11 protein-coding genes are annotated in these 14,043 nt (G+C 41.4%); 6 read left to right on the top strand and 5 right to left on the bottom strand.

The window, feature by feature from the left end; all coding sequences use genetic code 11:
• Window positions 1–13 precede the first annotated feature (13 nt).
• The 4 genes from HZB59_07635 to HZB59_07620 are packed head-to-tail and all read right to left on the bottom strand — an operon-like array spanning window position 14 to window position 5,189.
• Window positions 14–1,000 (bottom strand): AAA family ATPase, encoded by a 987-nt coding sequence (locus tag HZB59_07635; GenBank protein ID MBI5021288.1) that lies wholly within the window; start codon window positions 998–1,000, stop codon window positions 14–16.
• 19 nt (window positions 1,001–1,019) lie between these two features.
• Complete coding sequence (locus HZB59_07630; GenBank protein MBI5021287.1) at window positions 1,020–2,321, bottom strand: peptidylprolyl isomerase; 1,302 nt, start codon at window positions 2,319–2,321, stop codon at window positions 1,020–1,022.
• Between the two features lie 10 nt (window positions 2,322–2,331).
• Complete coding sequence (locus HZB59_07625) at window positions 2,332–3,180, bottom strand: peptidyl-prolyl cis-trans isomerase (GenBank protein MBI5021286.1); 849 nt, start codon at window positions 3,178–3,180, stop codon at window positions 2,332–2,334.
• Window positions 3,177–5,189 carry a peptidylprolyl isomerase gene (locus HZB59_07620; GenBank protein ID MBI5021285.1) on the bottom strand — a complete coding sequence of 671 codons (2,013 nt, stop codon included), beginning with the start codon at window positions 5,187–5,189 and terminating at the stop codon, window positions 3,177–3,179. Before HZB59_07620 ends, HZB59_07625 begins: the two co-directional genes overlap by 4 nt.
• 172 nt (window positions 5,190–5,361) lie before the next feature.
• On the opposite strand from HZB59_07620, the gene HZB59_07615 reads away from it, so the two are divergent.
• Genes HZB59_07615 through mqnC form a run of 6 tightly spaced genes read left to right on the top strand, consistent with a single transcriptional unit; the run spans window position 5,362 to window position 12,632 of the window.
• Window positions 5,362–6,195, top strand: a complete 834-nt coding sequence (locus HZB59_07615; protein ID MBI5021284.1) for a UbiA family prenyltransferase — start codon at window positions 5,362–5,364, stop codon at window positions 6,193–6,195.
• Window positions 6,192–6,743: a UbiX family flavin prenyltransferase gene (locus HZB59_07610; protein ID MBI5021283.1), complete on the top strand. Its 552-nt coding sequence runs from the start codon at window positions 6,192–6,194 to the stop codon at window positions 6,741–6,743. Before HZB59_07615 ends, HZB59_07610 begins: the two co-directional genes overlap by 4 nt.
• A 30-nt stretch (window positions 6,744–6,773) precedes the next feature.
• A complete protein-coding gene (locus HZB59_07605) occupies window positions 6,774–8,618 on the top strand; it encodes a UbiD family decarboxylase (protein MBI5021282.1) in 1,845 nt (614 codons plus the stop codon).
• A complete protein-coding gene (locus tag HZB59_07600; protein MBI5021281.1) occupies window positions 8,606–9,646 on the top strand; it encodes a PD40 domain-containing protein in 1,041 nt (346 codons plus the stop codon). The genes HZB59_07605 and HZB59_07600 overlap by 13 nt, the downstream gene beginning before the upstream one ends.
• Window positions 9,643–11,499, top strand: a complete 1,857-nt coding sequence (gene mqnE, locus HZB59_07595; GenBank protein ID MBI5021280.1) for an aminofutalosine synthase MqnE — start codon at window positions 9,643–9,645, stop codon at window positions 11,497–11,499. The genes HZB59_07600 and mqnE overlap by 4 nt, the downstream gene beginning before the upstream one ends.
• 53 nt (window positions 11,500–11,552) lie before the next feature.
• Complete coding sequence (gene mqnC, locus HZB59_07590; GenBank protein MBI5021279.1) at window positions 11,553–12,632, top strand: dehypoxanthine futalosine cyclase; 1,080 nt, start codon at window positions 11,553–11,555, stop codon at window positions 12,630–12,632.
• Here the strand turns inward: mqnC and HZB59_07585 are convergent.
• Window positions 12,629–14,023 carry an MBL fold metallo-hydrolase gene (locus tag HZB59_07585; protein MBI5021278.1) on the bottom strand — a complete coding sequence of 465 codons (1,395 nt, stop codon included), beginning with the start codon at window positions 14,021–14,023 and terminating at the stop codon, window positions 12,629–12,631. The genes mqnC and HZB59_07585 overlap by 4 nt on opposite strands.
• Between the last annotated feature and the right edge of the window lie 20 nt (window positions 14,024–14,043).

Below are 14,043 nucleotides of genomic sequence, written 5' to 3'. Positions count from 1 at the left end.
ACAGAAATCTCTGTTAAACCGCTTGAAGTAATTTTTCAATAATTTGTATAGGAGTTACACTTTCAGCTTCAGCATTAAAATTCGGAACTATACGGTGCCGAAGTACGGGAGCGACAACTTTCCGAACGTCTTCAATATCCGGTGTGTGCCTGCCATCTAAGATCGCGCGTGTCTTTGCGCCGAGTATTAAGTACTGCGACGCTCTTGGTCCGGCACCCCAGCGCAGCCAATCTTTTATAAACTGAGGAGATGCAGGTTCGGCGGGTCTGGTTTTAGTAACAACGTTCACCGCATATTCAAGAACATTTTGGGCAACAGGAACTCGCCGCACCAATTCCTGAAAGAACAGAATTTCATCTCGATTCAAAATATGTATGAGCGAAGGTAGATAGATGCTGGTTGTCGATTGTACTATCTGAACCTCTTCTTGCATAGTCGGATAATCGAGCCAGAGATTGAACATGAAACGATCGAGTTGAGCTTCCGGCAAGGGATAAGTTCCTTCTTGCTCAATCGGATTTTGTGTTGCCAGTACGAAAAAAGGTTCTTCTAAAAGAAATTTTTGTCCGGCGGCAGTTACATGATGTTCCTGCATCGCTTCGAGCAAAGCTGCCTGAGTTTTCGGAGGAGTGCGGTTAATTTCATCAGCTAGAAGAATGTTTGCAAAAACCGGACCTTTTACAAACCGAAATGATTTTGAACCTGTAGCGCGATCGTCTTCTATTACTTCCGTACCGGTTATATCGCTTGGCATCAGATCAGGTGTAAACTGGATGCGGCTGAATCTCAAGTCAAGTACTTCCGCGAGAGTTTTAATCAAAAGCGTTTTAGCCAACCCGGGAACGCCAACAAGCAAACAGTGTCCGCGGGCAAGAAGAGAGATGATAAGTTGCTCGACTATTTGATTTTGACCGACGATCGCCTTGGCGATTTCATTTTTGATTTCATCGAAAGATTTTTTAAGCGCGTTGACCGCTTCAACGTCGGTGAGTTGTTGTATTTCTTTTTGTGTTTTCAATTTAATTTCCGTTTAATCGTACATCCCAATAAATTTCAGAGCGAAGTTCTTGAATCCATTTTTGATATTCGGCATTTCTTTTATATGAAGTAGCAAGTTGTTCAAGTCGAGACCAGTCGTCACTGAGATTTAAGGTATGCTCCGCGACAAGTTTTTTTAGATAAACGATTTGATAACCACGCGCTTTTTCAGAAACATACTCAAACGGTTCGCTGATTTCTTTTTCTTTCATATTCTTCAACACATCCGACATTGTTCGATCAAGCTGTGCGATCGGGATTCTTCCTAAAAATCCGCCGAGCGAAGCAGACTCTTTGTCCTCGGAATAACGTTTGGCAAGATCAGAAAAATTCGCTCCTTTACTTGCGCTGTCTTTTAAAGATTTCAGAAATGCGATAGTTGAATCCGCTTCAGAAACATCGCGCTTGAATTTGAACAATATATGACGCGGGTGAACCTGCTCACCCCGTCGCTCGAGAAGTTGAATTATATGGAAACCAATCGGGGTTTCAACGATTTGGGAAAGCTCTTTATCTTTTAACGAGAATACAGATTCTTCAAACTCGGCAAAAAATTCACCTCTTCTCACAAATCCAAGGTCTCCACCAAGCGCTTTGGTGCCGGGATCATCGGAGTAGCGTTTTGCAAAATCAGCAAAATCTCCTCCGTTCGAGATGGAATCTAAAATATTTTGAGCTTGCGCTTTTAATAAATTTTTTGAGGTATTGCTGACTTTAGGAACAATGAATATGTGGTACAATTCTACTTCTTCCTGTGCTTTGGGCAAGCTGTCTTTGAATTGAGTAAAGAATTCTTCCACTTCTCTGCGGGACGCAGTTATGTTCATTTTTTTCATCTCCCAGAGTTTCGAAGACAAAATCTGCTTCCTCATACCGTCGCGGTATTCACGTTTCAATCGGGCGAGCGGCATTCCAAATGCCTCTTCAACTTTTTTTTCTGATCCGAGTTGTTGAACGCGCTGCGCAATTTGAGCGTCTAACTCGTTATTCACCTCGTCTATCGTTACAACTACATTTGTATCATCGAGTGCTTTAGCGAGAATTAGTTTTTCGTTCATCAAAGCATCCAGAACCTGTTCGCGTAAACCCGGCATGTTCGGATCTACGCGGTTTGTAAATACGAATAATTCTATCTGTGCATTTAAGTCGGATAAAAGTATCGGTTCTTTACCAACCACGGCAACAATGCGGTCGACAACCGTCGGTTGTGCAACTGAATAGGTTAGCATGAATAGATACGCTATGAAAAACAGTATTGAAAAGCGAATTGTTTTATTAATCATGGAAATTATTTTATTGTTGATTTATAGAAAATTGATTTTTATTGAGATTTATTTCCACCCGGTACCGTTTGCGTAAAGAATCGAGTAATTCTGAGTACTTGTATTTTCGTTTTTCAATATTGAGTCGTTCCCTGACTTCGTTCCGCACTACTTCATATGTCGGTGTATCGTCTTTACGTTTTCTCTCAAGTAAAGTGATGATTGCATAACGGTCCGATATTTTTATCGGAAAAGAAATATCATTTGGGCTGAGTGTTGCTGCAACTTTCCACAGTTCTTCCGGAAATAATGTGTGCGCGGTATAATAGGCCGGAAGAGTTGCCTTAATCAGGAAGTTTTTCTTGCCGGCATCTTCATTAACAACCGTTACGGCACTATCCCAAGATACACCCCGCGCGAGGGTGGCCGCAAAAAACGCGGCAACATCTCTATCGTCAAAATGCGCAATCTGTAATTTTACGACATCTTCCCGAATCGGAAATTCTTCTTTATGATTTTCAAAATAATTTTGCGTCGCACTGTCTGATATCGTGGAAGTATCGGAATATATTTCTTTCTCCAATAATTGTTGACCCGCGATCTGTCGCTTGATCAACTCGAGTTGTTCCGTGTAATCTTCCGTTTTATCTATTCCTTTTCTGCAAGCTTCCTGATACAAAAGCTCTTCGTTAATCCATCTCTGAATATACTGCCGCAACTCGGTTTCAGTTATCGACTTGAAATCGTTAAGATGTTTCCGAACATTTTGTTCGGTTAATACTGCATCTCCGACCCGCGCCAAAACAACATCGGGTTTTTCACGCTGACACCCTATTGGAATTGCAAGCGCGAGTAAGAGTATGCAAAGTATCCGAATCATTTATCCTGTGGAGGATTAGTAAAAGCTTTAACAAGTGTTTCTTTATACTGCTTCACCGGATAGCGCGACTTTATAGAGTCGAGCCATTGTTTTTCCAATTGTTTGGATAAAAATTCCTGATAAGCATTGGAAACTTCGGCGCCTGCTTCCTCGTAAGTCTTCAATCGTGAATCATCCTTTCCAACAACCTTCACGATGGTGTAAGAACCGTCTTCAAGCGCAAATGGCTCCGATAAATCGCCCATCTGCAATGTTCTTGCATGCTTAGTAATCTCATCAGTCTCAACCGATTGTAAACCGCGAGATCCGTCCGTGGAACGCGGAGCGGGATTTTCATGATATTTTTTCTGTGCCTCGGCAAAGTCGGCTCCATTTTTCAATGAATCATAAACCAGAAATGCCGTCGTGTCGGTTTCAAAAATGAGAGCAATCAGGTTCACACGATCAGGAAATTTAAAATCATCGGAGTGAAGTTTGAAGTATTCGCGAAGTGAGCTGTCGGTAACCGAAGTTTTATTCCATACTTCCATTTGTTCGGCTTTATAAAGTAAGATACCGTCGGTATATTCTTTCATGAGAGAAGAAAATTCTGCTGATCTTTGTTCCATTCCGATGGTTTTTTCTTCCAAAAGAATTATTTCGGTTATTTTCTTTAATTTGGTTTTTAACTCGTTTTCTCTAAGCGGTGTATTTTGATACTCGGGTTTATTTTCAAGAATCGATATCACGGTATCGAGCGTTATTCCTTTATGGTTAAGTGTCATAAGAGGTTTATATCTCAAATCAGTCGGAACGGTTGCCGACCACGCGCTGTCTTCCGTTGTCTTAGTCGTGTCAAGCGCGGATATGAAAGAAGATAACACTGTTTCATCGAGAATAAAACCAAAATCTTTTTTAAGATTGGCGATGTACTGATTGTAATCTTCGTTATATCTTTGTTGCTGATAAACTTTTTTAATGTCTTCACGTAATTCTTTGTACGATGGAAATGGTTTAGCACTATCGCATTTGATAAGGTGGTAACCAAAAGGTGTTCTAATGACCGGGGAAATTTGTCCGGGTGATAATTTAAATGCAGCTTCATCAAACGGTTGAACAAAACGGCGTCTCTCGAACCACCCTAAATCACCACCCTGTGGGGCGCTGCCCGCATCCTCCGATAATTTTACACTGAGTTTATGAAAATCCCAACCTTTTTTGATGCTGTCTTGCAAATCTATTATCCTGCTCAATGCTGCAGAAGTGTCCGCAGAGTCGGCAGCAGATTTTTGGAAGCGCGTCATTATATGCGAGACTTTGATTGATCCGCGCGCAGGTTGGCGATCTAAAATTTTTATTATATGATAACCGAATGCCGAACGGACAGGATAAGAAAGAAGTTCTCCCTTCTTCATGTTAAAAGCGGCATTCTCGAAAGGCGTTACCATTTGTCCACCGGTGAAATAATAAATATCGCCGCTGTTATATTTAGCCGACGGATCTTCAGAATATTGGAGCGCAAGTGAATCAAATCTTTCTCCTGCTTGTAAGCGTTTCAGCAAATCGATTGTTTTAGAATAAGCTTGGAGAGTGTCTTCCGGTTTCGCGTCGGGTGTGATTTTTATCAGAATGTGCTGAGCGCGGATCTCCTCACGTCGCCTATCATACAATCTGCGAACGCCCTGATCGGTTATTTCTCTTTCGATTAAAAATGTTGTTGCAAGCGTTGCCCTATACTCGCGCAATTCGTTAATAATTTCCGGATCATTTAAAAGATTATGATCGTATGCATATTGGAGTTTCAATTTGTAATTTGTAAGAAGGTCTAAAAACCGTTCTCGTTCTTCAATCGAACTTTTTTGTCCCATCTCCCATCCACCGCTGTTGCGTGTGTAGAAATTTTCATATTCTGCGAGTGATATTTTCTGTTGACCTACTTCAAGCACCAAGAGATCACTCGATTTCGGTGAACAACCGAAGATAGACGAAAATATAATAATAACGATGGATATCCCCATTGTGAATTTCATATATGCAGTTCCTTTCAATTGCAAATATTAGGTTGGAAATTTAAACATTGAATAGAAAGTATAACCAAAATTTGTGAAAAAATCAAAAAAAACGGCTCTATTCACATCTGTTTTTTGTTTACCATACCTTTTTTCGATATATTTTTTAGTTCATCATTATGGAAATCCTCTCTTGCAAAAGTTTTTTAGTTTTGTCAAAATAGAACATACTTTATTCACACTTCCGCTAATTTACAGCGGAGTTATGCTTGGCTCGCACAATTTTCCGCCGCTTAATATTCTTGCTCTGGTTTTACTTGCAGCTGTAGGAGCTAGAACAGTGGCTTTTGCGTTTAACCGGATCATAGATAGAGCTATCGATTTCCGTAATCCTCGCACCGCAAACAGAGAACTTCCCAGCGGCAGAATGAAATTGTCGGAAGCGATTCTTGTCTTAATTTTCGGACTTGCTCTGTACGTTGTATGCGCTGCGATGATTTCAACATTTTGCTTAATTCTTTCACCGATACCGATTGTAATATTTATTATTTATCCGTACATGAAGCGGTTCACCGCCTTCGCCCATTTTGGCGTGGGTGTTAGCATGGCGATGGCTCCTTTAGGCGGTTGGTTCGCAGTGAATCCCTCTTTTGAAAATATTTTTCCCGCTGTTCTTCTTTCACTCTTCACGATTTTCTGGGGTGCGGGTTTTGATATAATTTACGCGACGCTTGATGAAGAGTTCGATAAAAAAGAAAATCTTTTCTCTTTCGTTTCGCGATTCGGAAAGAAAAAAGCTCTGGCCTATTCTGCAATTTTTCATTTCATCGGTTTTGTGGCATTAGTCGTTCTTTTTTTCAACACAATCCGTACATGGTACGCGACACCATTCCTTCTTTTAACAGGAGGATTGCTTTGGTTCGAACAAAGAAGTACACGCAATGTGGATTTTGCATTCTTTAAAATCAACGCAGGACTCGGTTTCGTTGTGTTTGCAATGATTATAACCGGGGTTATTGCCCGATGAGAATCATTGTAGCTATCACAGGATCTTCCGGTGCAATATATGCGCTAGATTTTTTAAAGAGATGCCCTGCAGATAAATTCCTTATTATAAGTAAGTGGGGGAAAGCTCTCATTAAAGATGAAATTAAAATGAGCGAAAATGATTTACTACCCTTCGTGAAAAAACAATTTTCGAACGACGACCTCACCGCGCCAATAGCTTCCGGATCGAACCGATTCGATGCTTTCGTTATCATTCCATGCTCTACCTCCACAATCGGAAAAATTGCATCCGGAATCGGAGATTCACTGATCACACGCACGGCGCAAGTGGCCCTTAAAGAAAGATATAAACTCATCCTTTGTGTGCGTGAAACACCTCTTTCAACGGTGACCCTTGAACAATGCGCTAAGCTTTCACGAGACGGAGCTATCGTGATGCCAATATCTCCACCGCTCTATTTTGTTCCGAAAAATGTTTCGGAATATGTAGAAGGATTCGTTAACCGCGTACTTGGAGTACTGGGTTTTAAGATCGGTAAGGGGTGGCGCGAAGATGAGCTTCAATAATAATTATCGCCAATTCAAATTTGAAAATTGATGCCTTCTTACGATTTACAATCTTATTTACAAACGCTAAAAGATGCTGGTGAACTGCATAAAACTGAAATCGAGATTGATCCCGTTCTTGAATTAACGGAAATCGCACGCCGCGCTATTCTGGAAAACAAACCTGCTCTGTTAGTCGAACATCCCACAAATTCAAACTATCCGCTTGTTATTAATCATTTTGCAAGTGCACGACGAATTGAACTTGCGCTCGGCAGGCATCCGGAAAGCATCGGCGATGAGTTAATAGGCTTTTTTGAACAAGCATTTCCGCCGACATTTCAATCAATTTTAAACAATAAAAATACGATAAAAAGATTTTGGCAATCACGCCCTAAACAAGTTTTTACCGCGCAGTCTCAAGAAGTTGTTGAATTGCCCGATCTGGATTTGCTGCCTATTCAAATTTGCTGGCCTCAAGATGGCGGACGTTTTTTAACGTTAGGGCAAGTTATCACATATCACCCGATGAATGGAAGAAGAAATATCGGTGTATACCGCATGCAAGTATTCGATAAGATTACAACAGGGATGCACTGGCAAATTCAAAAAGGGGGCGGTTTCCATTATCATTACGCTGAAAAATTAGGTAGAGATTTTGAGATCGCTGTCGCGCTTGGAACATCGCCCGCTCTTACTCTCGCAACCATTGCCGCGTTACCTGAAGGTATCGATGAGGCACTCTTCGCTGGCTTTTTACAGAACCGAAGAATAAATTTCACTCGCGGTAAATCGATCTCTATAGATGTTCCGGCAGATACTGAATTTGTTTTGGAAGGAATTGTCCCGAATAAAATCAGGAAGATGGAAGGTCCGTTCGGTGATCATTTCGGGCATTATTCTGCCGCATCCGCATTTCCAATATTTCAAATTAAAACGATTACACATCGGCGCAATCCGATTTATCCCGCGACCGTGGTGGGTAAACCACCGATGGAAGATAAATTTTTAGGCGACGCCACACAGCAGATGCTCGGTCCTTTGATTAAATTGATTCACAAAGAAGTAACAGATATTTGGGCATACTATGAAGCCGGATTTCATAATCTTCTTGTTGCTTCAATTGAACAACGATATCAAAAAGAAGCGATTAAAGCTGCGCTCGGAATGATGGGAACGGATCAACTGTCTCTTACTAAATGTATCGTCCTTGTTTCTGCAGGCGTCGATGTGCGTGATTGGAAATCTGTACTTCGTGAGATCAAAGAAAACTTCGATCCTCATTTCGATTTCATAATGATACCAAAAGTTCCTCTTGATACACTCGACTTCACGAGTTATAAGATGAACTTAGGAAGCAAGATGATAATAGACGCGACGAAGAAGTACAAAGCAGAGAGCAGAGAGCGGAGAGTTTTTGATCTTCCTGCTATACGATCTAAACTCTATGCGAGTGACAAACGAATTCTTGATCTAAATTTAGTTGATGAAACATTACTATTGGTGAAAATTGACGCGCCAATCCAATACACGTCGCCGAAGGCGGATCCCTTTCTGGACAAGAATAGTTCTCAACTCCAGGATACTGCAGGAAAAGAACTTCTAAAAAAACTTGTTTCATTGCCCGAATTATCAACCATCAAGATGATCGCAATTGTCAGTTCAGATATCGAAATACACGATAAAGAAAGCTACATTTGGGGTATATTCACGCGATTTGATTGCGAGCGTGACGTTATTTTTACCGAACAAAAACTTGCAGGTATATCACCTATATATAGAGGGATTATGGGAATTGATTCGACGTGGAAACCCGGCTATCCCGAACCGTTGTTAATGAAGGAAGAAATTATTAAACGAGTTGACGAGAAATGGAATAAAATATGGAAAAAATAAAACAAAATTCGGCACGGATAATATTTTTTATAACCATTGCCCTTCTCGTTACTCAGTGTGGAAAAAAAGGCGAGAATAAACACTTCCGTTATGTTGCCTCCGCGGAATGGTCAACGACCTCATACAATACACTCATTATAGTTAAAGACGAGTATGATGAAGTTATCGGTGCCACTTCGGGGTGCGGGTCAGACGTTGTAACGGAGAATGTGCGGCCACCGGATTATGCCCTTTTTATATCCGATACCGGTGAGACCAAATTAAAACAACTTTTTAAAAATGAACGCGTAATGCCTCCGAATAGAATTAAATGGTCCCCACTTGGCGATAAATTTATTTTGTACAGCGGAAGAATGTCGACTCTTTATATAGTGGATACGATCGGTTTATATATTAAAACCGATTCGCTCAAGTATACGTATGATGCAGACTGGTCGCCCGATGGTTCACAAATCGTTTGTTCGGCGTTGCGCGGATCGCGCCTTCATCCGTCACTGAATATTGTAAATGCATCAACGGGTGTGTCATCGTTGTTTCTACCCGATTCAATACATACCGGCTCGGTGTCTTGGTCTGCAAATAATCAACTCGCATATGTGTTTTCTCGTGATTCTACAAACGGCTTGGCTGTTATTAACACCGATGGTACGGGAAAAATGCTTATCGACAGTTCTGCGTTTTTTAATGCAACCCGCTGGTCACCGGATGGAGCTACAATTCTTTACACCAAACATCTCAACTATGATTCGGATGTTTATACGACGAATGTTTTTACCGCGACAACTATCCGCCGCTTGCATTTTACGGACGATACCCAGATAGCATCTCTGAGGTATTCCCCCGACGGACAAAAAATAAGTTACTATCTATACGGATCTTCAAACACAACATATTTATATACAATGAATTTATCTGATGGAAACGCTCAGCAGATCGCAGTGCAAACTACCGATGGAAGCTGGTCTCCCGATTCTAAACAGATTGTTTATGTCTCTTACGATGATATTTTTTTCAAATCAGTAGAATGATAATTTCGTTTAAAGATAATCAACTAACCGCTATATGGGAAAAGATTCTCAGGTCAGAACGTCTCTCGCTTGAAGACGGATTAATCCTCTTCAATACGAACGATCTTATTTCCCTTGGTAAAATGGCTCATTACGTTCAGCAGCAAAAAAGCGGCGACGCGGTTTACTTCGTACTTAATCAGAAAATAGAGCATACGAACGTTTGTATTCTTTCGTGCAAGTTCTGTGATTTCGCCAAGAAAAAAGGTGAACCGGACGCATATGAGATGACCACCGAAGAAATTCTTTCAAAAATCACACCCGAGATAAAAGAGGTTCACATCACCGGAGGAATGCCTCGCGATTGGCGATGGGACCGATACATAGATATCGTTAAAAGCATTCATGATAAATTTCCCGATGCCGATGTAAAAGCATATACGGCTGTCGAGATTGACTTCTTTCATAAAAAATTCAGATTATCGATTGAAGATGTTCTGAGTCAACTTCAATCTGCGGGTTTACGTACGATGCCCGGTGGTGGCGCAGAGATTTTTACCGAGCGTGTGCGTAAGCTTTTATTTCCGCAAAAGATCGGAGCAAAAGGATATCTCGAAGTTCACAAGACTGCGCATAAACTTGGCATTCCCACAAATTGCACCATGCTTTACGGACATATCGAAACGATCGAGGAACGTTTGATTCATATGATCAAACTGCGCGAAGCGCAGGATGAAACAGCCGGCTTCCTGAGTTTTATTCCGCTCGCTTTTCAACCCGGAGATACCGGCATTAAACCCAAAAATCAATTTACTTCAGCGATCGATGATTTAAAGACAATTGCAATATCCAGACTCATGCTCGATAATATCCCACATATCAAAGCATACTGGGTAATGTTGACCGAAGAAGTGGCATCGGTTGCGTTAAATTTCGGGGCGGATGATATCGACGGAACAGTCGGGCAGGAACGAATAGCTCACGATGCAGGCGCAATCAGTCCGATGAAGCTCGCGAAAGATAAACTCATTAAAATAATAACAGATGGCGGAAAGATTCCGGTTGAACGAGATGCTTTTTATAATCCGCTGAACTCGTATACGCAAAATGTTATCGGCAAAATTCCTTATTTGAATTCTGTCCCGTTTTATAATGATTTAGAAAAAAATGATTTCAAAATTCTTCCCGTCGCACCGCGCAGGATGGGAATGCTGAGCAAAGAAGGACAAATTGATACAGGACTATTTTCGCTGATCGATTATTTTGATCAAGAAGAAAGTTTTGAGTTGTTGGATTGGTGTATAGCGACGAGAGATCAGGTTAAAAGTGTCATGCTTTTTTCTAAAGAAGGTTGGATCGGTTTGAATGGAAAGAAGATTGGAATAACAGATGATACCGCAACATCAGTCCATCTGTTAAAAGTAATCTTAGAGAAGAAATATAATATTCGCACAGAGTTTGTTCGTCTGCATCCCGGGGTTAACGATTACAGATATTACGACGCCATCCTCTTGATTGGAGATGATGCATTGAAGTATAACAAGATAGGATTGAATGGCTTCGAACTCGTTTTTGATCTTGCAAAAGAGTGGTACGATTGGCAAAAACTTCCGTTCGTTTTCGCCGTTTGGGCATGTAAAAAAAGTTTGAGTGCCGAGCGGAAACAAGAATTAAAAAAAATGATCTGTACGTCATTGAGCAAATCGGAGATTCAATATGACAAAATCGGAGCCAGTCATGGAAGAACCATCGGTCTGAGTTCAAACGAAACAAAGGAATACCTCGAAGGTTTCAACTACCGGTTGGGAGAGCGGGAAAAAGAAGCGATGTCGATCTTCCGGAAATTGGTTAACGAGATTAATATTAAAGCGTAAACACTCCGGATGATCTCAGTACCTCTATTATGAAAATTATGAATTACTCATTGATGTATGAAAAAGTGAAATCCGGAGTTCGAATAACGAGCGAAGAAGGATTATATCTATTACAAAAAAACGAGCTTCTTGATTTGGGAGAATTAGCGAGCGAAATTCGCTTCAGAAAAAATCCCGCACCGCAAGTGACTTTTGTTATCGATACTAATCCAAATTACACAAATATCTGCAATGTTGATTGTGTGTTCTGTGCTTTCTATCGCCACGCGGGTGAATCGGGCGAGTACACCTATACCGTTGATCGGATGATTCAGAATTTTAAAAAAGCGGCAGCAAACGGAGTGACCACGGTATTGCTGCAGGGCGGTGTGAATCCGGCAATACCTTTCGAATATTATATTGAAATGATCGAGCGGACAAAAAAAGAAGTTCCCGAAATTCATCCACATTTTTATTCAACGACGGAAATAATCGGAATGTCTGAGGTTTCAGGTTTATCTATCCCCGATGTGTTACAGAAACTTTGGGATGCCGGATTGAGGACAATTCCGGGCGGCGGCGCCGAAGTTTTATCGGATCGCGTGCGTAAAAAAATGGGTCACAAAAAAGGTACCGCTGAAGATTGGCTTAACGTGATGAGAGAAGCACACAAGATAGGTTATAAAACAACAGCAACGATGATGTACGGTCATTTAGAAAATGACGAAGAAATTATCGAGCACCTCGAACGAATACGCTCACTTCAGGACGAATTTCACGGATTCACAGCTTTCATACCGTGGAGTTTTAAGCCGGGAAATACACCGTTGGAAAAGATTATTCCTCATTTTGCCTCGCCGATACGTTACTTGCAAATGATTGCGTTGGCACGTATTTACCTCGACAATTTTGATCATATACAGGCATCGTGGTTTTCGGAAGGAAAAAAAATCGGACAAGTTGCGTTGCATTTTGGCGCCGACGATTTTGGCGGAACACTATTGGAAGAAAACGTTCACGCCGAAGCCAATTTTGTGAATAAAACGACAGTGGGGGAAGTAGTTCAATTGATTCACGATTCAGGGTTCACACCGGTTCAACGAACAACACTGTATGAAAAGATTAAATCTTATAAAATCGCGGAAGCCGTTTAGATCTGAATATTTTCTCCCCTCAGTGGAATACTACTCTCGTACTTCCCGATTTTGTCAATGCTTTTCTGCAAATCGTTCGATCTCTCAATCTCTCCGTGTACGATAAATATTCTTTGAAGCTGCTTTTTATCAAAACGGTCGATAAATTTTAGCAACTCATTGCTGTCTGCATGAGCACTGAATGAATTGTGTACCACAACTTCCGCGTTCCTTTTGTGCGGCACACCGAAAATATTCACATATTCCTCTTTATCAACTAAACGCTTGCCTAAAGTATGCTCGGCGCAATAACCGACCATCATAATCGTATTGCGAGCGTCTTCGATGTTGTTTGCAAGATGATGAAGTATCCGTCCCGCTTCGCACATACCGGACGCCGCAATTATCATACACGGCTCTTTTTTATCGTTGAGTAGTTTCGATTCATCGGCGGTACGGACATATTGCAGTTGTTTGAATCCGAACGGATCGTGATGCTCTGCTATATGTTTGAATGTCTCCTCGTCGAAACATTCAGGATGTTTCTTGAAAATTTCGGTCGCGTTAATCGCAAGCGGACTATCTATATATATCGGAATCCGCGGCAATCTTCCTGCGTCAAATAATTTATGCAGAGAGTAAACTAAATCTTGAGTTCTGCCGACACTGAATGCGGGTACTAAAATTTTCCCTCCGCGACTAATGGTACGTTCAAGATCGGCGATGAGATGTTTTTCCATATCGTCGGGCGGATCGTGCAATTTGCCGCCGTAGGTGCTTTCTGTAATTAACGCTTCAACATTTCCCATATGAAGCGGATCTCTGATTATCGGCATGCTCCATCTACCGATATCACCGCTGTAACCTATATTTTTTTTGATCCCCTTTTCCGTTGCAATAATTTTTATCGAGGCTGAGCCGAGAATATGTCCGGCATCGGTGAATTTTGCCGTGATATTTTTTAACACCGCGAATTCTTTTTCATACGGAATTCCGGCAAACAGCTTCATTGTCTCTGCTGCATCTTCAACCGTATACAACGGCTCAACTTGCGGCTCGTGCTTTTTCCGGTGCTTCTTATTTATGAACTCCGCATCCCGTTCGTGCAAATACCCGCTATCGGCTAACATGATTTCACACAAATCTTTTGTCGCGGTGGTTGAATAAATTTTACCGGAAAATCCTTGTTTAACAAGATTAGGTAAATTACCGCTGTGATCGATATGCGCATGTGAAAGTATTACCGCATCAATTGATTTGGGATCGAACGGAAAATTTCTGTTACGTTCATTTGCTTCAGTCCGCTTACCCTGAAATAATCCGCAGTCTAATAAGATGCGCGATCCGTTGGCGTGAAGAAGATGCATTGAACCTGTTACAGTTCGGGCGGCTCCGAGGAATTCTATCGTCATAGGTGAGTAGCGGTTGGTGA

This window comes from Ignavibacteriales bacterium, from assembly GCA_016214905.1.
In the GTDB taxonomy this organism is placed as follows: domain Bacteria; phylum Bacteroidota; class Ignavibacteria; order UBA10030; family SZUA-254; genus PNNN01.
Note: the sequence above shows the minus strand (reverse complement) of the source record. Positions and strands in the feature narration are given on the sequence as shown.

What these genes read in the sequence shown, in the direction of transcription:
- HZB59_07630 (MBI5021287.1), bottom strand. Translation starts at nt 2,321, where the DNA reads ATGATTAATAAAACAATTCGCTTTTCAATACTGTTTTTCATAGCGTAT.
- HZB59_07625 (MBI5021286.1), bottom strand. Translation starts at nt 3,180, where the DNA reads ATGATTCGGATACTTTGCATACTCTTACTCGCGCTTGCAATTCCAATA.
- HZB59_07620 (MBI5021285.1), bottom strand. Translation starts at nt 5,189, where the DNA reads ATGAAATTCACAATGGGGATATCCATCGTTATTATTATATTTTCGTCT.
- HZB59_07610 (MBI5021283.1), top strand. Translation starts at nt 6,192, where the DNA reads ATGAGAATCATTGTAGCTATCACAGGATCTTCCGGTGCAATATATGCG.
- HZB59_07605 (MBI5021282.1), top strand. Translation starts at nt 6,774, where the DNA reads ATGCCTTCTTACGATTTACAATCTTATTTACAAACGCTAAAAGATGCT.
- HZB59_07600 (MBI5021281.1), top strand. Translation starts at nt 8,606, where the DNA reads ATGGAAAAAATAAAACAAAATTCGGCACGGATAATATTTTTTATAACC.
- mqnE (MBI5021280.1), top strand. Translation starts at nt 9,643, where the DNA reads ATGATAATTTCGTTTAAAGATAATCAACTAACCGCTATATGGGAAAAG.
- mqnC (MBI5021279.1), top strand. Translation starts at nt 11,553, where the DNA reads ATGTATGAAAAAGTGAAATCCGGAGTTCGAATAACGAGCGAAGAAGGA.
- HZB59_07585 (MBI5021278.1), bottom strand. Translation starts at nt 14,023, where the DNA reads ATGACGATAGAATTCCTCGGAGCCGCCCGAACTGTAACAGGTTCAATG.